Origin of the sequence: Streptomyces sp. NPDC102270, from assembly GCF_044766405.1 — a bacterium.
Classification (GTDB): Bacteria; Actinomycetota; Actinomycetes; order Streptomycetales; family Streptomycetaceae; genus Streptomyces.
In genome coordinates, this window is the sequence record NZ_JBIWLX010000017.1 from 176,799 (window position 1) to 200,242 (window position 23,444).

Genomic DNA, 23,444 nt, shown 5'->3' on the forward strand with positions numbered 1-23,444 from the left:
TCCACCACTGTGACCGGCCTCGGACTCGGTGGCAGCGGCAGCGGTGGCTTCGCTGTCGGAGCCCGGGGAGTCGTCCGAGTCGGCGTCGGCGACACCCCCGGCGTCCTCGTCCTCCGGCGAGTCCGCGGCGGCACCTCCGGCGTTCTCCGTGCCCTCGGTTCCACCACTGTGACCGGCCTCGGAGCCGCTCGTCCCCTCGTCACCGGGAGCCTCGGACCCCCGCTCCTCCGCAGCGCCACTCGCCTCGCCGCCGTCCTGCGCTTCGGTACCGCTCGGCCCACCGGCACCCCGCGCTTTCGCAGCGCTCTCGTCCCCGGCGTCGGAGGTCTCGCCGGGGTCGTTGTTGTCGGGTCGCTCGGTGTTCACCGCATCGCTCCTTCTGCTGCGCAACTGTCCCTCGACCCTGACCCGGCCCTGTCAAAAAGGTCGGCAAACGGGTCGTATCCCGCATCCCCTTTCCGGGGGACGGCGATGGGACGCAGCGGGGGAGCGCGCGGTTCCCTCGAACGCGCCGACGCACGCGCCCTGCCTCGGCGCCGTGGCTCAGTCGCCGTACTCCGACATGGCCTCCAGCACCCGGGCGGACCCCTCGGGAACCGTCACACCGTGGATGAGCGAGGGAGAGACCGGAAGCGCCACGATCCGGTCCGGAGCCGCCCAGTGCGGAGCCATCCGGGCGCAGTCACCGCGCAGCGAGGCGAGGTCACCGTCCAGGTCGGCCGGGGCGGAGGTGTACAGCTCAAGGTTCGTCATGTGGGAACCGTAGGCACGCCGGAGCTCGCGAAGAAAGATCTACTATCGGGTAGTTTTACCTGCTTCACCGCGCCGTCGGCCTCCTCGCAGTACTCCATACGGACCCGATAGCGTGAAGCGTCAATACACCCTTCTTCTGGAGAGCCTCGCCGTGCGTATCGCAGTCACCGGCTCCATCGCCACCGACCACCTCATGACGTTCCCCGGCCGCTTCGCCGACCAGCTCGTCGCGGACCAGCTGCACACGGTCTCGCTCTCCTTCCTGGTCGACAACCTCGACGTACGCCGGGGAGGTGTCGGCGCGAACATCGCCTTCGGCATGGGCCAGCTCGGCACGAAGCCGATCCTCGTCGGCGCCGCGGGCTTCGACTTCGACGAGTACCGCGCCTGGCTGGACCGGCACGGCGTCGACACCGCGTCCGTCCGTATCTCCGAGACGCTGCACACCGCCCGCTTCGTGTGCACCACGGACTCCGACCACAACCAGATCGGCTCCTTCTACACGGGCGCGATGAGCGAGGCCCGGCAGATCGAGCTCAAGACAGTCGCCGACCGCGTGGACGGCCTCGACCTCGTCCTCATCGGCGCCGACGACCCTGAGGCGATGCTCCGCCACACCGAGGAGTGCCGCTCCCGCGGCATCCCGTTCGCCGCGGACTTCTCCCAGCAGATCGCCCGGATGAACGGCGACGAGATCCGGATCCTGCTGGAAGGCGCCACATACCTCTTCTCCAACGAGTACGAGAAGGGGCTCATCGAGTCCAAGACGGGCTGGTCCGACGAGGAGATCCTCGCGAAGGTCGGCCACCGGGTCACGACGCTCGGCGCGCAGGGGGTGCGGATCGACCGGGCCGGCGCGGAGCCGATCGTCGTCGGCTGCGCGGAGGAGGAGCGCAAGGCCGACCCGACGGGCGTCGGTGACGCGTTCCGCGCCGGATTCCTGTCGGGGCTCGCCTGGGGCGTCTCCCTGGAGCGCGCGGCCCAGGTGGGCTGCATGCTGGCCACGCTCGTCATCGAGACGGTGGGCACGCAGGAGTACCGGCTGCGGCGGGGCAACTTCATGGAGCGCTTCACCAAGGCGTACGGCGACGAGGCGGCCGACGAGGTCCGCACCCACCTCGGCTGACCGGCTAGGAGATCCGGCGGACCACGTACACCGAACCCTGGTCCGCCGGTTCTTCCCCCACGTACGCCTGCTCCCGCATCTCGCACCACGCCGGGATGTCCAGCCGGGCCGCCTCGTCGTCCGACAGGACCCGGACCGTCCCGCCCACCGGCACGTCCCCGATCACCTTCGCCAGTTCGATGACCGGGATGGGGCACCGCTTGCCCAGGGCGTCCACGACCAGGGCGTCCTCACGGACGACAGCCGAAGGCGTCGGCGCCCCCAGCTTCTCCCGGACCGCGGTCACCGCCCCCGGCAACACCTCCAGAAAGCGGTCGACCTCCTCGGACGTCGTCCCCGGCGGCAACGAAACCCGCACGTTTCCCTCACTCAGCACCCCCATCGCCTTCAGCACATGGCTGGGCGTCAGCGTGCTGCTGGTGCAGGACGATCCGGAGGAAACGGAGAAACCCGCCCGGTCCAGCTCGTGCAGCAGGGTCTCTCCATCGACATAGAGACAGGAGAAGGTGACGATCCCGGGCAGCCGCCGTTCGGCATCGCCCACCACGTCCACATCCGGCACCAGCCGCGGCACCCGCGAACGGATCCGCGCCGTCAGTTCCCGCAGCCGTACGGCCTCCTGGGCCGCCTCGGCCCGCACCGCCCGCAGCGATGCCGCCGCCGCGACGATCGCCGGCAGGTTCTCGAACCCGGGCGCCCGCCCCGACTCGCGTTCGTCGGCCGGTCCCCGGGGCGAGAACCGGACACCTTTCCGTACGGCGAGCAGGCCCACCCCCGACGGGCCGCCCCACTTGTGCGCGCTGGCCGTCAACAGGGACCAGGCGCCGTCCACCGGCTCCCACCCCAGCGACTGCGCCGCGTCCACCAGCAACGGCACCCCGGCCTCCCGGCACACGTCGGCCACCTCGGCCACCGGCTGCACGGTCCCCACCTCGTGGTTGGCCGACTGAAGGCAGGCCAGCGCGGTGTCCGGGCGCAGAGCATCGGCGTACGACCGCGGACTCACGGCTCCCGTGCGGTCCACCGGCACCTCGGTCACGTCGAACGGCTCCGCCGAATGGAGCACCGAGGAGTGTTCGACAGCTGACACGATCAGGTGACGTCCGATCCGCCGCCGCCCGGCCAGTGCCCCCGCGATCCCGTCGTGCACGGCCCGCGTCCCCGAAGAGGTGAACGTCAGCTCATCGGGCCGACACCCCACAGCCTCGGCAGCGGCCTCCCGAGCAGCATCCAGCAACAACCGAGCCCGCCGCCCCTCCCGGTAGAGACGCGAGGGATCAGCCCACCCTTCATCCAGAGAGGCCAACAGCGCCAGGCGAGCAACGGGATGAAGAGGCGCACTGGAAGCAGCGTCGAAATATGACACACAGCCACGCTAACCCCCCAGGGGCGCGGGGAACGGCGCGATCAACCACAAACAACCCGCAGCCGCCAATCCAGCGAACCAACCCACCCACTAGGCACCCCTCCCGCTGAACCCCCGGAGGGCGTCGGCTAGGGTTTGGTCCGCATAAACATCCAAACCCCTGCCCGACGCAGGCCGGCGACCGACCACCGAGTAAGGCCAGGCCGCAGCCACTCCGCGCGGGCGAGACTCTCGGGAAGGCGCTACGTGAGTCCCAACGGCTCCGACCGCTCGCCGCGGCGCCCGATGCGGCGGAAGCTGCTGCAGGCAATGACCGCGGGCCTGGTCCTGGCGACCGCCACCGGTTGCACATACAAGGACTTCCCCCGCCTTGGTATGCCCACCCCGACCACGGAAGAGGCTCCGCGGATCCTCTCCCTGTGGCAGGGCTCCTGGGCTGCCGCGCTCGCCGTTGGCGTGCTGGTGTGGGGTCTGATCATCTGGAGCGCCATCTTCCACCGGCGCAGCCGCACCAAGGTCGAGGTTCCTCCGCAGACCCGGTACAACATGCCCATCGAGGCGCTGTACACCGTGGTTCCGCTGGTGATCGTCTCGGTCCTCTTCTACTTCACGGCCCGCGACGAGTCGAAGCTCCTCAGCCTCAAGAAGGAGCCCGACGTCACCATCAACGTCGTCGGCTACCAGTGGAGCTGGGCCTTCAACTACATCACGCCCGTCGCGGGCTCCACGGGTGACGCGAAGACGGACAAGAACCTGGACGCGATTCCGACCCGGTTCAAGGACGACTTCCCGGCGAACGCCGGCGGTGTCTACGACTTCGGGACGCCCGCCACGCGGAACCCGCAGACCGGCAATCCGGGCCCGACCCTCTGGCTCCCCAAGGGCAAGACGGTCCGCTTCGTCCTCACCTCGCGTGACGTCATCCACTCCTTCTGGGTGGTGCCGTTCCTGATGAAGCAGGACGTCATCCCGGGTCACACCAACGCCTTCGAGGTGACTCCGAACAAGGAGGGCACCTTCATGGGCAAGTGCGCCGAGCTCTGCGGCGTCGACCACTCCCGGATGCTGTTCAACGTGAAGGTCGTTTCCCCCGAGCGCTACGAGCAGCACCTCAAGGACCTCGCGAAGAAGGGGCAGACCGGTTACGTTCCCGCGGGCATCGAGCAGACCGCCCACGAGAAGGACCGGGAGACGACGAACCTGTGAGCATCCTCAACGAACCCCAGGGTGCCGCGGCGGCAGGGTCCCACTACACGGACGAGCTGCCGGTCCGGCGCCAGAACCGCGGCAGCGTGGTCATCAAGTGGCTCACCACCACTGACCACAAGACGATCGGCACGATGTACCTGGCCACGTCGTTCGCGTTCTTCATCATCGGCGGCGTGATGGCGCTCCTCATGCGCGCCGAGCTGGCCCGGCCGGGTCTGCAGATCATGTCGAACGAGCAGTTCAACCAGGCGTTCACGATGCACGGCACGATCATGCTGCTGATGTTCGCGACGCCGCTGTTCGCCGGCTTCACCAACTGGATCATGCCGCTGCAGATCGGCGCGCCCGACGTGGCGTTCCCGCGGCTGAACATGTTCGCCTACTGGCTCTACCTGTTCGGCTCGACGATCGCGGTGGGCGGCTTCCTGACCCCGCAGGGCGCGGCCGACTTCGGCTGGTTCGCCTACTCCCCGCTGTCGGACGCGGTCCGCTCGCCGGGCGTCGGCGCCGACCTGTGGATCATGGGTCTGGCCTTCTCCGGCTTCGGCACGATCCTCGGCGCGGTCAACTTCATCACCACGATCATCTGCATGCGCGCGCCCGGCATGACCATGTTCCGCATGCCGATCTTCGTGTGGAACGTGCTGCTGACCGCGGTGCTGGTCCTGCTCGCCTTCCCCGTCCTCGCCGCCGCGCTGTTCGCGCTGGAGGCGGATCGGAAATTCGGGGCACACGTCTTCGACGCCGCGAACGGCGGAGCGTTGCTCTGGCAGCACCTCTTCTGGTTCTTCGGCCATCCAGAGGTGTACATCATCGCCCTGCCGTTCTTCGGCATCATCTCCGAGGTCATCCCGGTCTTCTCCCGCAAGCCGATGTTCGGCTACATGGGTCTGATCGCGGCGACCATCGCGATCGCGGGCCTGTCCGTGACGGTGTGGGCCCACCACATGTACGTCACCGGCGGTGTGCTCCTGCCGTTCTTCTCCTTCATGACGTTCCTCATCGCCGTACCGACCGGCGTGAAGTTCTTCAACTGGATCGGAACGATGTGGAAGGGGTCCCTGAGTTTCGAGACCCCGATGCTCTGGGCCACCGGCTTCCTGATCACCTTCACCTTCGGTGGTCTGACCGGTGTCATCCTGGCCTCGCCCCCGATGGACTTCCACGTCTCGGACTCGTACTTCGTGGTGGCGCACTTCCACTACGTCGTCTTCGGCACCGTCGTCTTCGCGATGTTCTCCGGCTTCCACTTCTGGTGGCCGAAGTTCACCGGCAAGATGCTCGACGAGCGCCTCGGCAAGATCACGTTCTGGACGCTGTTCATCGGCTTCCACGGCACCTTCCTGGTCCAGCACTGGCTGGGCGCCGAGGGCATGCCCCGCCGGTACGCCGACTATCTGGCGGCCGACGGCTTCACCGCCCTGAACACGATCTCGACGATCAGCTCCTTCGTGCTCGGCCTGTCGATCCTGCCGTTCCTCTACAACGTGTGGAAGACGGCCAAGTACGGCAAGCCGGTCGGCGTCGACGACCCGTGGGGCTACGGCCGCTCGCTCGAGTGGGCGACCTCCTGCCCGCCGCCGCGCCACAACTTCCTCACCCTGCCGAGGATCCGCAGCGAATCCCCGGCGTTCGACCTGCACCACCCCGAGATCGCCGCTCTCGACCAGCTCGAGAACGCCGGTCACGGTGAGAAGGCTCTGGCCGGCAACGGCGGCAAGGAGGCCGGCAAGTGAAGATCCAGGGACGGATGTTCTTCTGGCTGAGCATCTTCATCCTCGCCATGGCGATCGTCTATGGCGTGTGGTCGAAGGAGCCGGCCGGTACCACCGCGCTCTTCCTGGCCTTCGGCCTGTCCATCATGATCGGCTTCTACCTGGGCTTCACGGCCAAGCGGGTGGACGCCGGCGCGCAGGACAACAAGGAGGCCGACGTCGCGGACGACGCCGGCGAGGTCGGGTTCTTCAGCCCGCACAGCTGGCAGCCGCTCGCCCTCGGCTTCGGCGGCGCCCTCGCCTTCCTGTCGGTCGCGATCGGCTGGTGGCTGCTGTACTTCTCGGTGCCGGTGATCCTGGTCGGCCTGTACGGCTGGGTCTTCGAGTACTACCGCGGTGAGAACCGCACGCAGTAGCACGAGCTGAGCTCGACAGAGCCCGGACACTCCGCGAGGAGCGTCCGGGCTCCTGCTTTTGCCGTAATCGGGATCCCCCGTACGAGTCACCCGCCGTGCCGTTCTTGACGGGGCTTCCTAGCGTGAAGTCATGAACCACGCACCGCGTACCCGCACCGTCGTGAGCTGCACGCTGCTGGTGACCGCCCTCGGCGTGAGCGCCGCCGCCTGTGGGTCCGACGGGAACCCGCTGGCGGCCACGCCCTACGACGCGGCGGACCAGATCGCCTTCAACGCGCCCACGGGCGACGGCAAGAAGGCCGACCCGGACAAGCCGCTCGAGGTGACCGCCGAGGACGACGGCCGCATCACCGACGTCACGGCCACGGACGCCACAGGCCGCTATCTGGCGGGCGAACTCTCCGCCGACGGCACCCGCTGGCGCAGCACCTCCCCGCTGGCCGCAAACGCCCATTACGTCGTCCGGGTGAGCACCGAGGACGACGACGGGGCACCGGGCCGCAAGATCCTCGACTTCGACACCAGCAAGCCCCTGGGCAAGAAGCGCCTGAACGTCACCTTCGGCCCCAAGTCGGGCACGTACGGCGTCGGCCAGCCCGTCACCGCCAAGCTGGACAAGCCGGTCAAGGACAAGGCTCAGCGGGCCGTCGTCGAGCGCGCGCTCAGGGTCGACTCCACGCCGGCCGTGGCCGGCGCCTGGCACTGGGTGGACGACAAGGAACTCCACTACCGGCCCAAGGAGTACTGGCCCGCCCACGCCACGATCCAGGTCCGCAGCGACCTGGAGGGCATCAAGATCGGCGACCGGCTCTGGGGCGGCAAGGGCAAGGCCCTGAAGCTGACCACCGGCGAGCGCATCATCGCCGTGACGGACGCCTCGTCACACTCGATGACGGTCTACAAGAACGAGGAGGTCATCAAGGAGCTCCCGGTCACCACGGGCAAGCCCGGCTTCGAGACCCGCAACGGCGTCAAGGTCGTACTCGGCAAGGAGTACTTCGTACGTATGCGCGGCACCAGCATCGGCATCGCCGAGGGCTCCTCGGAGTCGTACGACCTGCCGGTCTACTACGCCACCCGCCTCACCTGGAGCGGCGAGTACGTCCACGCCGCCCCCTGGTCGGTCGGCTCCCAGGGCTACGCCAACGTCAGCCACGGCTGCACCGGCATGAGCACGTCCAACGCCGAGTGGTTCTTCGACACGGTCCACGAGGGCGACGTGGTGCAGGTCGTCAACTCGGACGGCAACACCATGGAGCCCTTCGGCAACGGCTTCGGCGACTGGAACATGGACTGGAAGAAGTGGCGCGACGGCAGTGCCCTGGTGGCAGGAACCCCGGACGCCCCGAGCGCGGAGCAGGTGGCGAGGCTGAGGCCGCAGAGCGTCTAGAGGAGGCTCAGGGGCAGCGCCCCTTCAGGGGCGCGGGGAACTGCGCGACCAGCCACTACGGGCCCGCAGCCGCCATCGAACTCCGCACCCCGAGCTCTCAGGCGCTCAGAGCCTTCTTGTTCCGCAGCAAAGAAGCCAGCGCCGCCGCGAACTCCACCGGATCCACCGGATGGGCCACCGCGGCCTCCGCCCGGCTCCACGTCGCCAGCCACGCGTCCTGCGGCCGCCCGATCAGCAACAGCACCGGCGGGCAGTTGAACACCTCGTCCTTGATCTGCCGGCACAGGCCCATGCCCCCCATCGGCACGGCCTCCCCGTCCAGCACACAGACGTCGATCCCGCCCTTGTCCAGCTCCTTCAGCACCGCCGCGGGCGTGGCGCACTCCAGGAACTCCACCAACGGGACGTCCGGAGCCGGTCGCCTGCCGGAGGCGAGCCGCACCTGCTCGCGGGTGTTGGAATCGTCGCTGTAGACCAGCACCGTGGCGGTCGGCTGCATTGTTCCTCCGTGACGTCAGCGTCGTAAGGACAGGCCCGTTGGGCCGGATGCTACTCCCTTGAACACCACGTCAACACCGGTATGAAGGAGCAAGACACTCCGAACGGCACCCCCCGGGGTGAGGGCGGGATAAGCGACCGACATAATGTCGGCGTGGCGACAGCAACGACAGAGACAACCGGGCACGCGCACCCATCGGTCAACCGGCCGAACCTCACCAGCGTCGGAACCATCATCTGGCTGAGTTCCGAGCTGATGTTCTTCGCGGCCCTCTTCGCGATGTACTTCACCCTGCGATCGGTGACGGGTCCCGACCACTGGAAGGAAATGGCGTCCAGCCTGAACTTCCCGTTCTCGGCGACGAACACCACGATCCTGGTGCTCTCCTCCCTCACCTGCCAGCTCGGCGTCTTCGCAGCCGAGCGCGGTGACGTGAAGAAGCTCCGGGGCTGGTTCATCATCACCTTCATCATGGGCGCGATCTTCATCGGCGGTCAGATCTACGAGTACACGGAGCTGGTGAAGAAGGACGGGCTCTCGCTCTCCTCCGATCCGTACGGCTCGGTGTTCTACCTGACCACCGGCTTCCACGGCATGCACGTGACGGGCGGCCTCATCGCGTTCCTGTTCGTTCTCGGGCGTACCTACGCGGCCAAGAGGTTCACCCACGAACAGGCGACCGCGGCCATCGTCGTGTCCTACTACTGGCACTTCGTCGACGTCGTCTGGATCGGCCTCTTCGCCACGATCTACATGATCAAGTAGCCGGGCCCGCTCCCGACATCGCAAGCATCGACGCAGAAGATCCTGACACCGGGGTAATCCGTGAAAAAGCTCTCCGCACGACGACGCCACCCGCTGGCGGCGCTCGTCGTCCTACTCCTCGCGCTGGCATGCACCGGGGGGCTGTACGCCGTGTTCGCCCCCGCGGACAAGGCGAAGGCAGATGAAACCGCCCAGTCCCTGGCCATCGACGAGGGCAAGAAGCTCTTCGCCGTAGGCTGCGCCAGCTGCCACGGCACCGGCGGTCAGGGATCCTCCGACGGACCGAGCCTCGTCGGCGTGGGCGCCGCGGCCGTCGACTTCCAGGTCGGCACCGGCCGTATGCCGGCCCAGCAGCCGGGCCCGCAGGTTCCGCGCAAGAAGGTCATCTACACACAGGCCGAGATCGACCAGCTGGCCGCGTACGTCTCCTCGCTGGGTTCCGGTCCGTCCATCCCGACCAAGGCGCAGTACGGCCCCGACGGCGCCGACATCGCCAAGGGCGGCGAGCTGTTCCGCACCAACTGCGCGCAGTGCCACAACTTCACCGGCAAGGGCGGCGCGCTGACGCACGGCAAGTTCGCACCGGACCTCGAGGGTGTCTCCCCGAAGCACATCTACGAGGCCATGCAGACCGGCCCGCAGAACATGCCGTCGTTCCCCGACACGACGCTGTCGGAGCAGAACAAGAAGGACATCATCGCGTACCTGAACGCGGTCAACGGCGACGACTCCGTGAGCCCCGGCGGCCTTGAGCTGGGCGGTCTCGGCCCGGTCTCCGAAGGCCTGTTCGCCTGGATCTTCGGCCTCGGCGCGCTGATCGCGGTCGCCGTCTGGGTCGCCGCTCGGACCGCAAAGGCCAAGAAGTCATGAGTAGCCAAGACATTCCAGAAGAGAACCTGCCCGCAGAGCAGGACGCGCACGGCGCGGTAGGCGTGGCGGACGAGAAGCACCCCTTCGCGGACCCCGGCCTCCCGCCCCACGAGCACCGGGTGCAGGACATCGACGAGCGGGCCGCCAGGCGGTCCGAGCGCGTGGTGGCCATGCTGTTCACGGTGTCGATGCTGGCCACCGTCGGGTTCATCGCCTCGTACGTGGGCATCCCCCACGACGAGTCGATCTACGTCTTTCCGATCGGGCACATCAACGCGCTGAACTTCGCGCTGGGCCTGACCCTCGGTCTCGCCCTCTTCTCGATCGGCGCGGGCGCGGTCCACTGGGCCCGCACCCTGATGTCCGACGAGGAGATCGCCGACGAGCGTCACGCGATCGAGGCGCCCCCCGAGGTCCGCGCGAAGGTCCACGCGGACTTCAAGCAGGGCGCCAAGGAGTCGGCGCTCGGCCGTCGCAAGCTGATCCGCAACACGATGTTCGGCGCGCTGGCCCTGTTCCCGCTCTCCGGCGTCATGCTGTTGCGCGACCTCGGCCCGCTGCCCGGCACCAAGCTCCGCCACACCATGTGGCGCAAGGGCCTCCAGCTCGTCAACATGAACACCAACGAGCCGCTGCGCCCCTCCGACGTCCAGGTCGGCTCGCTGACCTTCGCCAAGCCCGAGGGCCTGGAGGAGCACGACGAGCAGTTCCAGACCGAGATCGCCAAGGCCGCCCTGATGATCGTCCGCATCCAGCCGGACAACATCAAGGACAAGCGCGAGCTCGAGTGGTCGTACGAGGGAATCGTCGCGTACTCGAAGATCTGCACCCACGTCGGTTGCCCGATCTCCCTGTACGAGCAGCAGACGCACCACGTGCTCTGCCCCTGCCACCAGTCCACCTTCGACCTCTCCGACGGTGCCCGGGTGATCTTCGGCCCCGCCGGTCACGCCCTGCCGCAGCTGCGCATCGGCGTGAACGACCAGGGTTACCTCGAAGCGCTCGGCGACTTCGAGGAGCCCGTCGGTCCTGCATTCTGGGAGCGCGGATGAGTACTAAAGAGACCTCCGAGTCCCGCGCACGCGGGAAGGCACCGGCCGGCGAGAAGGTCGCCGACTGGGCCGACGGCCGACTGGGGATCTACTCCCTGGCCAAGTCCAACATGCGCAAGATCTTCCCCGACCACTGGTCGTTCATGTTGGGTGAGGTCTGCCTCTACAGCTTCATCATCATCATCCTCACGGGTGTGTACCTGACGCTGTTCTTCCACCCGTCGATGAACGAGGTGGAGTACCACGGCAGCTACGTCCCGCTGCAGGGCCAGCTGATGTCCGAGGCGTTCAACTCCACCATGCACATCTCCTTCGATGTGCGCGGTGGTCTGCTGATCCGGCAGATCCACCACTGGGCGGCGCTGATCTTCCTCGCGGGCATGTTCGTGCACATGATGCGCGTGTTCTTCACGGGCGCGTTCCGCAAGCCGCGTGAGGTCAACTGGCTGTTCGGCTTCCTGCTGTTCGTCCTCGGCATGTTCACCGGCTTCACCGGCTACTCACTCCCGGACGACCTGCTGTCCGGCACCGGTGTCCGCTTCATGGAGGGCGCGATCCTGTCCGTGCCGATCGTCGGCACGTACATGTCGTTCTTCCTCTTCGGCGGCGAGTTCCCGGGCGGCGACTTCGTGTCCCGCTTCTACTCGATCCACGTGCTGCTGCTGCCGGGCATCATGCTCGGCCTGGTCGTCGGCCACCTGATCCTGGTCTTCTACCACAAGCACACGCAGTTCGCGGGCCCCGGAAAGACGAACAACAACGTCGTCGGCATGCCGCTGCTGCCGGTCTACATGGCCAAGGCCGGAGGCTTCTTCTTCCTGGTCTTCGGTGTCATCGCGGCCATCGCGGCGATCGCCTCGATCAACCCGATCTGGGCCATGGGCCCCTACCGGCCGGACATGGTGTCCACGGGCGCCCAGCCCGACTGGTACATGGGCTTCTCCGAGGGCCTGATCCGTGTCATGCCGGGCTGGGAGATCAACTTCTGGGGTCACACGCTCGTCCTGGGCGTGTTCATCCCGCTGGTCATCTTCCCGCTGGTCCTGGTCGCGATCGCGGTCTACCCGTTCATCGAGTCCTGGGTCACCGGCGACAAGCGCGAGCACCACATCCTGGACCGGCCGCGCAACGCTCCGACGCGTACCGCGTTCGGTGTCGCCTGGATCACCTGGTACATGGTGCTGCTGATCGGTGGCGGCAACGACCTGATCGCCACGCACTTCCACCTGTCGATCAACTCGATCACCTGGTTCGTCCGGGTCGCGTTCTTCGTCGCCCCGGTCGTGGCTTTCATCATCACCAAGCGGATCTGCCTCGGCCTGCAGCGCCGGGACAAGGACAAGGTGCTGCACGGGCGCGAGTCCGGCATCATCAAGCGCCTGCCGCACGGTGAGTTCATCGAGGTGCACGAGCCGCTCAGCCAGGAGCAGTTGCACACGCTCACGGCGCACGAGCAGTACAAGCCGGCCGAGATCGGCCCCACGGTCGACGGCAACGGCGTCGAGCGCAAGGTCAAGGGCTCCGAGAAGCTGCGCGCCAAGCTGAGCGAGGCGTACTACGGCGAGGAGTCCCAGATCGCCAAGCCCACCGTCGAGGAGTACAAGGAGATCACGAGCGGCCACGGCCACCACTGATCGCTGCGCTCGCCACGCGCGGTAGTAGGGCCCGTCCGACACCCCGGACGGGCCCTTCGCCGTGCCACGAGGAGGGGCGGGTGCGGGCCGGTGGGGACTGGTCGCGCAGTTCCCCGCGCCCCTGGGGGGTTGCGGTCACTCCGCGCCAGGACGAACCGTTAGCAGGCCGCCTGTGGTGGAAGGGCGGCCCTGCACACCGGACAGGGCCCTGGTCGTGCCGTGCGGGGCCGAGGTGAAGGGGTTCGTCCGAAGGCCGGACGGGGCCCTTTGCGCTGCTCCGCGCTGGATAGGGTGTGGGCACACTTTTCTACGACATCTGGAGCGGCCCCATGAGCGCTGTGACCCCCGCTGGAGGCGACACCGCGGCGGGCCGTTCCTGGCCCGAGGTACTGAACGCCCTGCTGTACGGCCGTGACCAGAGCGCCGACGCGACGGCGTGGGCGATGGACCGGATCATGCAGGGCGAGGCGACCGACGCGCAGATCGCCGGCTTCGTGGTCGCCCTCAGGGCCAAGGGCGAGACGGTCGAGGAGATCAACGGACTCGTCCGGACGATGTACGCGCACGCCAACGTGATCGAAGTCCCCGGGCGGACGGTGGACATCGTCGGCACCGGCGGCGACGGCGCCAAGACCGTCAACATCTCCACCATGTCGGCGATCGTCGTGGCCGGCACCGGCGCCACGGTCGTCAAGCACGGCAACCGGGCCGCCTCCTCCGCGTCCGGCGCCTCGGACGTCCTGGAGAAGCTCGGCGTCAACCTGGAGCTGACCCCGCAGCGGGTCGCCGAGGTGGCCGGAGAGGCCGGGATCACGTTCTGCTTCGCGATCAAGTTCCACCCCGCGCTGCGTCACGCGGGCGCCGCCCGCGGCCAGTTGGGCATCCGCACGGTGTTCAACATCCTCGGCCCGCTGACCAACCCCGCCCGCGTGCGGTCCCAGGCGGTCGGGGTCGCGGATCCCCGCATGGCGCCGGTCGTCGCGGGCGTCTTCGCGGAGCGCGGTCACTCCTCCCTCGTCTTCCGCGGTGACGACGGCCTCGACGAGCTGACGACCACGTCGACCTCCCGCGTCTGGATCGTCCGCGACGGCAAGGTCACCGAGGAGAGCTTCGACCCCCGGGACGCCGGCCTCGACCTGGTGCCGGTGGAGGCCCTGCGGGGCGGTGACCCGGTGTACAACGCGGAGGTCGCGCGCCGCCTGCTGGACGGCGAGAAGGGCCCGGTCCGGGACGCCGTACTCCTGAACTCGGCGGCCGCGCTGGTGGCCCTGGACCCCGGTCCGGGGACGCTGGCCGAGCAGTTGAGGGCCGGGATGGACAAGGCCGCCGAGGCGATCGACTCGGGGTCGGCGAAGCGGACGCTGGAGCGCTGGGTGGCCGCGAGCAACGCGTAGCGGCCACCCGGGTGTCGTCCCGCGATCCGGACACGGGTTGCGGGACGACGATCATTTCCCGTACGTTCTTTGACCAGGTCATGAGTGACAGTCATGAGGCCCCGGCCGACTGTCCGGCAACCCTCCGTCCGTGGCGGGGTGCCCCGGGTGAAGACCAGGCCGTAGGCAGCGAGGTCTACGGCAAGCGCGGATCCCTCACGAGCCAGGGATCCTGGTCGTTCGAGGAGTCTTCCGTGAGCAACCGAATGCGATAGGGCGCAGAGCCCCGCCTCCGCACACCCCTCTCACCTTTCACTTTTCACGGGAGTCCCCCATGTCTGTCTCCACCGCTGCCGCCGTCCAGACCATTTGTGCCCCCCTGCCCGTTCTGGGACGAGATGTCACCGTACCGCTGGTCACCGGCGGCGAAGTCACCTACGCCGCCCTCGACTACGCGGCCAGCGCACCGGCCCTCCAGCGGGTCTGGGACGACGTGGCGGCGTACGCCCCCTACTACGGCAGCGTGCACCGCGGGGCCGGCTACCTCTCCCAGCTGTCGACCGACCTGTTCGAGAACGCCCGCAGGACCGTCACCGAGTTCCTCGACTGCCGCGACGACGACCAGCTGATCTTCACCCGCTCGACCACCGACTCGCTCAACCTCCTCGCCGCGGCGCTCCCCGCCGACTGTCAGGTCTTCGTCTTCGAGACCGAGCACCACGCGAGCCTGCTGCCCTGGAAGGACGCCCGGGTCAGCTACCTCGACGCCCCGCGCACCCCGCGCCAGGCCGTCCAGACCCTGGAGAAGGCCCTCGCCGACCGGGACCCCCGGGGCCCGGCCCTGGTGTGCGTCACCGGCGCCTCCAACGTCACCGGTGAGCTGTGGCCCGTACGGGAACTCGCGGCGGCCGCGCACGCCCACGGCGCCCGGATCGTGCTCGACGCGGCCCAGCTCGCCCCGCACCACCCGGTGAGCGTGCGTGACCTCGACGTCGACTGGGTCGCCTTCTCCGGCCACAAGCTCTACGCCCCCTTCGGCTCCGGCGTCCTGGCCGGCCGCGCCGACTGGCTCCGGGCCGCCGACCCCTACCTCGTCGGCGGCGGCGCCAGCCGCAAGGTCACCCGGCGCGAGGACGGCGGAGTGGACGTGGAGTGGCACGACAGCGCCGCCCGCCACGAGGCCGGCTCCCCGAACGTCATCGGCGCCTACTCCATCGCGTCGGCCTGCAAGGCGCTGACCGAGGCCGGCTTCGACACCCTGGTCGCCCGCGAGCAGCACCTGATCGAGAAGGTGAAGGCGGGCCTCGCCGAGGTCCCCGAGGTCCGCGTCCTGTCCCTCTTCGGCGACGACGCCCCCCGCGTCGGCGTGATCTCCTTCGTCGTCGAGGGCTGGAACAGCTCCCACTTCGCCGCCGCCCTCTCCGCCGAGTACGGCATCGGCGTCCGCGACGGCCTCTTCTGCGCCCACCCCCTCGTGCGCACCCTCCTCGGCAGCGACCCGCAGTCCCAGGGCGAGTGCGGTGCCCCCGAGGCCGCGCCCGGCGAGAAGTCCCTCAACGCGATCCGGGTGAGCTTCGGCGCGGGCACCCCGGACGAGCACGTGGAGCGGTTCGTGCAGGCCGTGAAGGAACTGGTCGCGGACGGTGCGAAGTGGACGTACCGCACCGAGGACGGCCGCTGCGTCCCGGCCGTCTGACGGACCGGAGTCCACCGCGCGTATACGCTCCCCTCAGCAACCGTACGGAAAGCAGGGGGAGCACGGGGTGCAGGAGCTGCGCGAGACGGACCCGCCGGCCATCGGGCCCTACGCGGTCCTGGGCAGACTCGGGTCCGGCGGCATGGGCGAGGTGTATCTCGCCGAGGCGCGGGGCGGGCTGCGGCTCGCTGTGAAGGTCGTACGGGCCGAACACGCCGAAGACCGCACTTTCCGTGCCCGGTTCCGGCACGAGGTGCGGGCCGCGCAGACCGTCGGCGGGGCGGGCACCTACACCGCGCGGGTCGTGGACGCCGACACCGAGGCGGCCCGTCCCTGGATGGCGACCGAGTTCGTGGCGGGACCCAACCTGCGGGACGCCGTGCTCGACCGGGGACCGCTGCCCGCGGACGCGGTACGGCTGCTGGCGGCCGCGCTCGCCGAGGCGCTCGCCGCGATCCACGCCAAGGGGCTGGTGCACCGGGACCTCAAGCCCTCCAACATCCTGCTCGCGCCGGACGGCCCCCGGGTCATCGACTTCGGGATCGTCCGGGCCCTGGAAGGCACGGCCCTGACCCGCACCGGGGTGGTCGTCGGCTCGGTCGGCTATCTCTCGCCCGAGCAGATCCGCAACGGCGCCCAGGTGGTGCCGGCCAGTGACGTCTTCTCCCTGGGCGCGGTCCTCGCCTACGCGTCCGGCGGCAAGGAACCCTTCGGCGAGGGGCAGGATTCAGTCGTTCTGCTGCGGATCCTGACCGGTGACGTGGACCTGTCCGCCGTACCGGAGGAGCAGCTGCCGCTGGTGGAGGCGTGTCTGCGGGACGACCCCGGCGCCCGGCCGACCCCCGCGGAGCTGGTCGCGGCCGCGGGGCACACCACGGCCTCGCTGCGCGAGAGCCTGCGGCCGGGGTGGTACGGACCCGGTGCCGTGAAGGAGCCCGAGACCGTGCGGAGCGGGGCGCGCTGGGTTCCCGGGCACGACTCGGGGGAACGGGAGAGCCGCGTCGAGTACGTGGCACCCCCGACCGCCACGGACATCCCCGCGGTCACCGATGTGACACCGGCCCCTGCCCCGCCGTCGCGGCGCCGGGTGCTGCGGGCCGTGGCGGGCGGCGCCGGGGTCGTGGCGGCCGGCGGACTGGGCGGGTGGCTGTGGCTGCGGGACGCGCCGGGCGGATCCGCGCGGGCGGCGGCCCCGGGCACGCCGGCGACGGGCTGGCAGTACAAGGTCCAGGGCCTCGGCGGGCGGCGCGGCCCCTGTGCGGCTGTCTCGCCCGACGGCACGCGGGTGTACGTCGGCGGCACGGACGGCGCGCTGCACGCGCTGGACCTGGACGGGCGGACCGTATGGCGGACCTCGCTCGGCGCGGAGGCCATGTCCCCGCTCGCCACCGCCGACGGCGTGTACTGCCTGCTGGAGGACGGCCAGGAGGGTTCCTCCAAGCTGTGCGCGCTCGGCCGGGGCGGCAAGGTCCGCTGGACCAGGCGGTTCGCCGGAAACGGTCAGTTCCCGGTCGCCGCCGGCCGGCTGGTCCTGGTGTCCTACGGCGACGGCTCGGACGCGGGCGGAGTGCGGGCCTACGCCCCCGACGGCAGTGTGCGCTGGTCCACGTCGACCGGACCGGCGCCCACCAGCGAGCCCCTGGTGGCGGGCGGCGTGGTGTACGTCGGCACCTTCGGGGACCAGGTCCAGGCCCTGGACGCGACCAGCGGCAAGCGGCTCTGGGCGACGAAGGCCGGCCTCGACACCGGCCGTCCCGCGCTGGTCGGCGACACGCTGATGGTCGGATCGGGCGGCGAGGACATGCTGCACGGCCTGAGCCGCACCGGCAAGCCGCTGTGGGACTGCACCAACGACAAGGTGTACGGCAGCCGCTACTTCGCCTGTGTGCCCTTCGGCGACGTGGGCGTCACCGCGTCCGACTACGAACTGGTCGCCCTGGATCCCGCCGACGGATCGACGGCGTGGTCCTTCCGGTTCACCGACGACGGACGCCAGTACAGCGACCCCACCGTCCAGGGCGACACCGTCTACGTACGCCACGGCTCGACGCTCTACGGCGTCAACCGCGAGGGAAAGCAGACCTGGCACCGGCGCGTCGAGGGCGGCACGTCCGTCGGGACCCAGAGTCCGGTGGTCCGGGACGGCCGCGTGTACGCCGCGACCGCCGACGGCATCACGGTGCTCGCGCTCGGCTCCTAGGGACAGGCCCTAGCTGTCGAGGCCGATCGCGAACGCGGCCTCCAGGTCGTGCTGGGAGTAGGTGCGGAAGGCCACGTGGGTGTCGGTCGCCTCCACGCCCGGGATCTTGCTGATGCTGCCGGGGATGACCTCGGCGAGGTCCTCGTGCCGCTTGACCCGGACCATGGCGATCAGGTCGTACGTGCCCGTGACCGAGAAGACCTCGCTCACGGACTCCAGCGCGGCGATCCGCTCCGCGATCTCGGGGATCCGGTCCACGCTGGTCTTGATGAGGACGATCGCGGTGATCACGGCTGGTTCTCTCCCTCGGGGGCCGGTGGCAGGGCTCTCACCCTACTCGCGGTCCAGTCGGCCCGGTTTTCCTGCCGGGGGTCCGGGGGTCGTCCCCCGGGAAGACACAGCAGTGGTACGGCCGAAACGCGCCCAGGCGAAGACCAGGCCCAGGCCGAAGCCCACCAGGTGGGCCAGGTACGCCACCCCGGGGCCGTCGGAGGCCCGGCCCGCGGCGAGCCACTGCAGCGCCGCCCAGAAGGGGAGGACGACCCAGGCGGGGAAGCGCAGCGGCAGAAAGAAGAGGAACGGCAGGAGACTGGTCACCCGGGCCCCGGGGAACAGGAAGAGCAGCGCGCCGAGGACCGCCGAGATCGCCCCGGAGGCACCGACCAGGGACTGCTCGGAGTCCGCGTTGGCGGCCGCGTAGCCCAGCAGGGCGAGGTAGCCGCTGCCGACGTAGAAGAGGAGGAACTGGAGCCGGCCCATCCGTTCCTCGGTCATCACCCCGAAGACGTAGAGGAAGAGCATGTTGCCCAGCAGGTGCACCCAGCTGCCGTGCACGAACAGTGCGGTGGCCGGGGTGAGGGCGGCAGCGGGCGAGCCCTCGAAGAGCTCGGCGGGGACCACGCCCCAGCGGTGGAAGTAGGCCCGCTGGGCGGCCAGGGCCGCGTCCCCGGAGCCGTAGGCCGGATCGAGGCCCGAGGCGGGGCCGATCACGAAGACCAGACAGCACAGGGCGATCAGGCCGTAGGTGACCGGAGCCGGCCCCCACAGCGGCCCGTTCGCTGCACCGACCGTCACCCTCCAGTTGCGGATCATGAACACAGAGCATGGCGTAACGGGACGCAACCGCACAGAGCGCCTCGCCGCCGGACAGGTCCTGTGGACGCCCGAGCGGCGAGTACCCGCCAGGCCTTAGGGTTACGAGCCACACGCACCGGGCCGCCGGTGTGTCACGGACAATGGCTAGTAGGAAAGAGCACAGCCACGATGACGGTTCCCCTCCCGACCGCCTCGACGCGGTGGCGCTGCACCCTCTGTGGCAACCTCACGCGCTTCGACGTGACCCGCTCGTCGAAGGTCGTCGAGTACGTCCACCTCGACCTGGCGGGAGAGCCGAAGGTCGAGGAGCGCGAGGTGGTCAGTGAGACCATCGAGTCGGTGCGGTGCCGCTGGTGCAACGCCGTGGACCAGGTGGAACTCGTGGACAGGCCGGGCGCCGGCTCCTGACAGGGCCGGCCCCGCACAGTGATGGGGTGTGACGGATGGTGGAGACACAAGGCGGGGAGCCGGGCGACGGCGCCGCCGCCGAGGTCCTCGACCGTCCGCTGCCCGACGGTGTGCGGCGCCGGGTCGTGCACATCGTCTCGGAGGGGTTCGGCGGGCTGACCGTCGGTGAACTGCCCGCCCAGCTCAGGCAGTACGCGCGCTTCGCACCGAACCGGCGGGCCAAGTTCGCGGGCAACGCGATGGCGGCCGCGCTGGAGACCGATCCGCTGTTCCGCCAGCGCATCGGGGAGAAGTTCAGAGAGGTCCAGCCGGAGCTGGCCGGCGCCCTCGACTCCGGTTCCCCGCCCCCGGCCGCGGACCCGCTCGATGTGGCGGCCGCGGCCTATGTGCTGCGTCCCACCGGCTGGGTCAAGCTGGTCACCGCGGCCGGCGAGGAGGCCCAGCGGGCGGACGCCGAGCGGGCCGACGAGGAGAGCCGCGCCGAGCTGGAGCGGCTGCGCGAGCAGCTCGCGGCCGCCCGCGACCAGACGCGCGCCGACACCGAGCGGCTGCGCACCGAGCTGGAGTCCGCCAAGAAGGAAGCCGAATCGCTTCACCGCAAGCTGCGCGCGGCACTCAGTGACGTCAAGCGCGGTGAGGCGGCCCTGCGCAAGCTGCAGGCCGAGATGGACGCCGTACGCGCCGAGAGCCAGGCCCAGGTGTCCGTCGCCGAGAGCGAGTCGCGGCGCCTGAAGGCACGCCTGGGGGAGGCGGAGGCCGCTCTGGAGGCCACGCGCAGAGCGGCACGGGAGGGGCGCAGTGTCGAGGACATGCGCGTGCGTCTGCTTCTGGACACCGTTCTGGACGCGGCCCAGGGACTTCGCCGGGAACTGGCCCTGCCGCCGGTCTCCGTCCGGCCCGCCGAGACGGTCGACGCGGTCGAACCGGGCCGCATGACCCCGAAGGACATCGCCGCGCGGGCGCTGTCCGAGAACGACCCCGCGATCCTGGACCAGCTTCTCGCCCTGCCCCAGGCGCACTTGGTGGTCGACGGCTACAACGTCACCAAGACCGGCTATCCCCAGATGCCGCTGGAGAAGCAGCGCCTGAGGCTCCTCGGACAGCTCTCGCAGCTCGCCGCGCAGACCGGGGCGGAGGTGACCTGTGTCTTCGACGGGGCCGAGCTCGCCGCGCCGGTGCTGCTCGCGCCGCCGCGCGGGGTGCGGGTGCTGTTCTCCAAGGCGGGCGTCACCGCCGACGAGTTGATCCGCCAGCTGGTGCGCGCCGAGCCCCCCGGACGGCCGGTGATCGTCGCCTCCACCGACCGCGAGGTCGCCGACGGCATCGCCAAGGCGGGGGCCCGGCCGGTCGCTTCCGCGGTGCTCCTGAAGCGCCTGTCCTAAACATCAAGTTCCAGGCTGAATGACCGAATTGGCCGTATCGTCACGCAACGTAGTGTCAAGGCCGCCTCACTGCATGTGAGTTATGTGCAAAGAATGCATGGCGTGACGAGATTTTGCTCCTGAGGATTTGAACTGATCACAGTAAGGTCACTAGGGTCTGCTCTCGAACCTCCGAGCGGGTGATCACTCAAAAGAAGGAGTTCACCTCCGTGGCGTCCCACCGTCGACCCAAGCAGCCGAGCCGTACGCGCGTGACCGTGCTCACGACCGCAGCCGCTGCCGCCGTGGCCCTCAGTGCCAATGCCGCCAACGCCGCGCCGAGCGAGAAGCCGAGCAAGGACGAGGTCAAGGCGAAGGTCGACGCCCTGTACGAGCAGGCCGAGCAGGCCACGGAGAAGCTCAACGGCGCCAAGGAGAAGCAGGAGAAGCTCCAGAAGGAGATCTCCACCATCCAGGACAACGTGGCCCGCGGCCAGGGCGACCTGAACGAACTGCGGGACTCCATAGGCCTCGCGGCCGCCGCGCAGTACCGCACCGGCACCATCGACTCCTCGCTCCAGCTCTTCCTGTCGTCGAACCCGGACGACTACCTGGACAAGGCGTCCACCGCGGACCAGCTCAGCTCCCAGCAGGTCGAGGCGCTGAAGAAGATCCAGGAGAAGCAGCGCGAGCTGGCCCAGGACCGCGCCGAGGCCTCCGAGAAGCTCAAGGACCTCGCGAGCACCCGCACCGAACTGGCCAAGCAGAAGAAGTCCGTTCAGGGCAAGCTCGCCGAGGCGCAGAAGCTCCTCAACTCGCTGACGGCCGCCGAGAAGGCCGCCCTCGCCGCCGCCGACGCCCGCGCCAGCCGCTCCGCGAGCGAGCGCGTGGACCTCGGTGACGCCCCCGCCTCCTCCGCCCGCGCCCAGGCGGCCTTCAACGCCGCCCAGACCCAGCTCGGCAAGCCGTACGTCTACGGCGCCACCGGCACCGCCTCCTACGACTGCTCGGGCCTGACCTCCTGGGCCTACGCGCAGGCCGGCATCACCATCCCGCGCACCTCGCAGGCCCAGGCCAACGCCGGTACGCGCATCTACAGCATGAGCGACCTCAAGGTCGGCGACCTGGTGATCTTCTACGGCGACCTGCACCACGTCGCCCTGTACGCGGGCAACGGCCAGGTCATCCACGCACCGCGCACCGGCACGGTCGTGCGTTACGAGTCGATCAACAACATGCCGTTCCAGTTCGGCGTGCGGATCTGAGCCCCGTACCTGCCCAAGATCACGACGACTCGCCGCCCGTTCGGGCGAATCACGATCACCACAACTGACTCCGCGCCCCGCCCATGACCTGCGTCTTGGGCGGGGCGTCACGTTGTGTGCCCGCGGAGGTCGTTGGATACGCCCCTGCCGCGGGGCTACTGTCGGCCGCGCTTCCCCTCACCGGGGAACGTCCGTGTCCGCCAGTGGAAGGAGCGCGGCTTCCCGTGGGGTTCCATCGCCGCCTTGTCCAGACGTCCGGGTTCAACCGGGGCGCCGGTGCCGCTCTGTGTGTGCTGTCCGCGGCGGCCGCCGCGCTCGGCGCCGTACCGGCCGCCGCCGCTCCCTCCGAAGGCACCCGGGCCGAGGTGGACCGCCTCTACGAGCAGGCCGAGCAGGCCACCGAGGCCTACAACAAGGCCGACGAGCGTGCCGACTCGCTGCGCGAGGAGGTCAGCACCGCACAGGACGGGATCGCCCGCCAGCAGGAGCGCATCAACTCCATGCGGGAGGCGCTCGGTTCGCTGGCCGGCGCCCAGTACCGCTCCGGCGGCCTCGACCCCTCCCTCGCGCTGCTGTTCTCCGACGACCCGGACGACTACCTCGACAAGGCGGCCGTCCTCGACCGGATCAACACACGCCAGGCGGGCGAGCTCGAGGACCTCCAGGACGCCATGCGCGAACTCGCCCAGGAGCGCGGCGAGGCGGCCCGCAAACTCGGCGAACTGGAGAAGAGCCGCAAGGCCGTCGCCTCCCACAAGCGGACCGTCGAGAGGAAGCTCGCCAGGGCGCGCGCCCTGCTCAACTCCCTGCCGTCCGACGAGCGCGCCGCCTACGACCGGGCCTCCCGCTCCGGTCGCTCCGACATGCCCGACCTCTCGGGTGCCGCCGCGCCCTCGGGCCGGGCGGCCGCCGCCGTGGCCGCCGCGCAGTCCGCGATCGGCAAGCCGTACGTGTGGGGCGCCAACGGGCCTGGCGCCTTCGACTGTTCGGGCCTGATGCAGTGGTCGTACGCCCAGGCCGGTGTCTCCCTCCCGCGCACCTCGCAGGCCCAGCGCTACTCCGGCCGCCAGGTGCCGCTCTCCCAGGCGCGGCCCGGCGATCTGGTCACCTACCGGGGCGATGCCAGTCATGTCGGCATGTACGTCGGCAACGGCCAGGTCGTCCATGCCCCGTACCCCGGCGCCCCGGTGCGCTACGACCCGGTGGGCATGATGCCGGGGGCGACGGTCACGCGCCCCTGACCGACGGCCG

Annotated in this window: 21 protein-coding genes, 1 pseudogene and 1 riboswitch; of the genes and pseudogenes, 16 read left to right on the top strand and 6 right to left on the bottom strand. The window is 69.6% G+C overall.

Annotation, left to right across the window (positions count from 1 at the left end):
• Together ACIRP7_RS32960 and ACIRP7_RS32965 are read right to left on the bottom strand one after the other, a co-directional pair.
• Positions 1 to 366 (bottom strand): annotated as a pseudogene (locus ACIRP7_RS32960) (hypothetical protein); the annotation flags it as partial.
• 177 nt (positions 367 to 543) lie between these two features.
• A complete protein-coding gene (locus tag ACIRP7_RS32965) occupies positions 544 to 753 on the bottom strand; it encodes a hypothetical protein (RefSeq protein ID WP_403666715.1) in 210 nt (69 codons plus the stop codon).
• Between the two features lie 151 nt (positions 754 to 904).
• On the opposite strand from ACIRP7_RS32965, the gene ACIRP7_RS32970 reads away from it, so the two are divergent.
• A complete protein-coding gene (locus tag ACIRP7_RS32970; protein ID WP_403666717.1) occupies positions 905 to 1,879 on the top strand; it encodes a carbohydrate kinase family protein in 975 nt (324 codons plus the stop codon).
• Between the two features lie 4 nt (positions 1,880 to 1,883).
• On the opposite strand, the gene ACIRP7_RS32975 is transcribed toward ACIRP7_RS32970, so the two are convergent.
• Positions 1,884 to 3,245, bottom strand: a complete 1,362-nt coding sequence (locus ACIRP7_RS32975) for a cysteine desulfurase/sulfurtransferase TusA family protein (protein ID WP_403666720.1) — start codon at positions 3,243 to 3,245, stop codon at positions 1,884 to 1,886.
• A gap of 246 nt (positions 3,246 to 3,491) precedes the next feature.
• Here ACIRP7_RS32975 and coxB point away from each other — a divergent pair, with 246 nt between their 5' ends.
• The 4 genes from coxB (at position 3,492) to ACIRP7_RS32995 (ending at position 7,975) form a co-directional block, all read left to right on the top strand.
• Complete coding sequence (gene coxB / locus ACIRP7_RS32980) at positions 3,492 to 4,451, top strand: cytochrome c oxidase subunit II (protein WP_403666723.1); 960 nt, start codon at positions 3,492 to 3,494, stop codon at positions 4,449 to 4,451.
• A complete protein-coding gene (gene ctaD, locus ACIRP7_RS32985) occupies positions 4,448 to 6,190 on the top strand; it encodes a cytochrome c oxidase subunit I (RefSeq protein ID WP_403666726.1) in 1,743 nt (580 codons plus the stop codon). Before coxB ends, ctaD begins: the two co-directional genes overlap by 4 nt.
• On the top strand, positions 6,187 to 6,585 hold the full coding sequence (locus ACIRP7_RS32990) for a cytochrome c oxidase subunit 4 (RefSeq protein WP_037719558.1): 399 nt from the start codon (positions 6,187 to 6,189) through the stop codon (positions 6,583 to 6,585). The genes ctaD and ACIRP7_RS32990 overlap by 4 nt, the downstream gene beginning before the upstream one ends.
• A 130-nt stretch (positions 6,586 to 6,715) precedes the next feature.
• Positions 6,716 to 7,975, top strand: coding sequence for an Ig-like domain-containing protein (locus tag ACIRP7_RS32995; protein ID WP_403666730.1), 1,260 nt, complete (start codon positions 6,716 to 6,718; stop codon positions 7,973 to 7,975).
• A gap of 97 nt (positions 7,976 to 8,072) precedes the next feature.
• Here the strand turns inward: ACIRP7_RS32995 and ACIRP7_RS33000 are convergent, their stop codons facing one another.
• Entirely contained in the window at positions 8,073 to 8,474 is a 402-nt protein-coding gene (locus ACIRP7_RS33000; RefSeq protein ID WP_403666732.1) for a hypothetical protein, read from the bottom strand.
• Between the two features lie 153 nt (positions 8,475 to 8,627).
• Here ACIRP7_RS33000 and ACIRP7_RS33005 point away from each other — a divergent pair, with 153 nt between their 5' ends.
• The 7 genes from ACIRP7_RS33005 (at position 8,628) to ACIRP7_RS33035 (ending at position 18,064) form a co-directional block, all read left to right on the top strand.
• Positions 8,628 to 9,239, top strand: a complete 612-nt coding sequence (locus tag ACIRP7_RS33005) for a heme-copper oxidase subunit III (protein WP_403666735.1) — start codon at positions 8,628 to 8,630, stop codon at positions 9,237 to 9,239.
• Positions 9,240 to 9,299: 60 nt separating this feature from the next.
• Positions 9,300 to 10,109: a c-type cytochrome gene (locus ACIRP7_RS33010; protein WP_403666737.1), complete on the top strand. Its 810-nt coding sequence runs from the start codon at positions 9,300 to 9,302 to the stop codon at positions 10,107 to 10,109.
• On the top strand, positions 10,106 to 11,161 hold the full coding sequence (locus ACIRP7_RS33015; RefSeq protein WP_403666740.1) for a Rieske 2Fe-2S domain-containing protein: 1,056 nt from the start codon (positions 10,106 to 10,108) through the stop codon (positions 11,159 to 11,161). The genes ACIRP7_RS33010 and ACIRP7_RS33015 overlap by 4 nt, the downstream gene beginning before the upstream one ends.
• The gene (locus ACIRP7_RS33020) at positions 11,158 to 12,795 is read left to right on the top strand and encodes a cytochrome bc complex cytochrome b subunit (protein WP_403666743.1); all 1,638 of its coding nucleotides are present in this window, start codon (positions 11,158 to 11,160) and stop codon (positions 12,793 to 12,795) included. Before ACIRP7_RS33015 ends, ACIRP7_RS33020 begins: the two co-directional genes overlap by 4 nt.
• A 329-nt stretch (positions 12,796 to 13,124) precedes the next feature.
• Entirely contained in the window at positions 13,125 to 14,189 is a 1,065-nt protein-coding gene (gene trpD, locus ACIRP7_RS33025; protein ID WP_403666746.1) for an anthranilate phosphoribosyltransferase, read from the top strand.
• 76 nt (positions 14,190 to 14,265) lie between these two features.
• A riboswitch (SAM riboswitch) is annotated at positions 14,266 to 14,382 on the top strand.
• Positions 14,383 to 14,502: 120 nt separating this feature from the next.
• Positions 14,503 to 15,864 (top strand): aminotransferase class V-fold PLP-dependent enzyme, encoded by a 1,362-nt coding sequence (locus ACIRP7_RS33030; protein ID WP_403666749.1) that lies wholly within the window; start codon positions 14,503 to 14,505, stop codon positions 15,862 to 15,864.
• 67 nt (positions 15,865 to 15,931) lie between these two features.
• On the top strand, positions 15,932 to 18,064 hold the full coding sequence (locus tag ACIRP7_RS33035) for a PQQ-binding-like beta-propeller repeat protein (protein ID WP_403666751.1): 2,133 nt from the start codon (positions 15,932 to 15,934) through the stop codon (positions 18,062 to 18,064).
• A gap of 9 nt (positions 18,065 to 18,073) precedes the next feature.
• Here ACIRP7_RS33035 and ACIRP7_RS33040 read toward each other — a convergent pair whose 3' ends face one another.
• Complete coding sequence (locus ACIRP7_RS33040; protein ID WP_007381475.1) at positions 18,074 to 18,355, bottom strand: Lrp/AsnC family transcriptional regulator; 282 nt, start codon at positions 18,353 to 18,355, stop codon at positions 18,074 to 18,076.
• A gap of 42 nt (positions 18,356 to 18,397) precedes the next feature.
• A complete protein-coding gene (locus tag ACIRP7_RS33045) occupies positions 18,398 to 19,156 on the bottom strand; it encodes a rhomboid family intramembrane serine protease (protein ID WP_403666755.1) in 759 nt (252 codons plus the stop codon).
• 171 nt (positions 19,157 to 19,327) lie between these two features.
• Between ACIRP7_RS33045 and ACIRP7_RS33050 the strand changes: the two genes are divergently transcribed.
• The 4 genes from ACIRP7_RS33050 (at position 19,328) to ACIRP7_RS33065 (ending at position 23,434) form a co-directional block, all read left to right on the top strand.
• Positions 19,328 to 19,567, top strand: coding sequence for a hypothetical protein (locus tag ACIRP7_RS33050; protein WP_037719539.1), 240 nt, complete (start codon positions 19,328 to 19,330; stop codon positions 19,565 to 19,567).
• Between the two features lie 35 nt (positions 19,568 to 19,602).
• The gene (locus tag ACIRP7_RS33055) at positions 19,603 to 20,949 is read left to right on the top strand and encodes an NYN domain-containing protein (RefSeq protein ID WP_403666758.1); all 1,347 of its coding nucleotides are present in this window, start codon (positions 19,603 to 19,605) and stop codon (positions 20,947 to 20,949) included.
• Positions 20,950 to 21,158: 209 nt separating this feature from the next.
• Positions 21,159 to 22,193 (top strand): NlpC/P60 family protein, encoded by a 1,035-nt coding sequence (locus ACIRP7_RS33060; protein WP_352382980.1) that lies wholly within the window; start codon positions 21,159 to 21,161, stop codon positions 22,191 to 22,193.
• Between the two features lie 224 nt (positions 22,194 to 22,417).
• On the top strand, positions 22,418 to 23,434 hold the full coding sequence (locus ACIRP7_RS33065) for an NlpC/P60 family protein (RefSeq protein ID WP_403666762.1): 1,017 nt from the start codon (positions 22,418 to 22,420) through the stop codon (positions 23,432 to 23,434).
• Positions 23,435 to 23,444: the final 10 nt, after the last annotated feature.

Bases quoted from the DNA above. Each gene is read 5' to 3' on its own strand.
- ACIRP7_RS32965 (WP_403666715.1), bottom strand. From the start codon at position 753: ATGACGAACCTTGAGCTGTACACCTCCGCCCCGGCCGACCTGGACGGT.
- ACIRP7_RS32995 (WP_403666730.1), top strand. From the start codon at position 6,716: ATGAACCACGCACCGCGTACCCGCACCGTCGTGAGCTGCACGCTGCTG.
- ACIRP7_RS33000 (WP_403666732.1), bottom strand. From the start codon at position 8,474: ATGCAGCCGACCGCCACGGTGCTGGTCTACAGCGACGATTCCAACACC.
- ACIRP7_RS33015 (WP_403666740.1), top strand. From the start codon at position 10,106: ATGAGTAGCCAAGACATTCCAGAAGAGAACCTGCCCGCAGAGCAGGAC.
- ACIRP7_RS33020 (WP_403666743.1), top strand. From the start codon at position 11,158: ATGAGTACTAAAGAGACCTCCGAGTCCCGCGCACGCGGGAAGGCACCG.
- trpD (WP_403666746.1), top strand. From the start codon at position 13,125: ATGAGCGCTGTGACCCCCGCTGGAGGCGACACCGCGGCGGGCCGTTCC.
- ACIRP7_RS33030 (WP_403666749.1), top strand. From the start codon at position 14,503: ATGTCTGTCTCCACCGCTGCCGCCGTCCAGACCATTTGTGCCCCCCTG.
- ACIRP7_RS33045 (WP_403666755.1), bottom strand. From the start codon at position 19,156: ATGATCCGCAACTGGAGGGTGACGGTCGGTGCAGCGAACGGGCCGCTG.
- ACIRP7_RS33050 (WP_037719539.1), top strand. From the start codon at position 19,328: ATGACGGTTCCCCTCCCGACCGCCTCGACGCGGTGGCGCTGCACCCTC.
- ACIRP7_RS33055 (WP_403666758.1), top strand. From the start codon at position 19,603: ATGGTGGAGACACAAGGCGGGGAGCCGGGCGACGGCGCCGCCGCCGAG.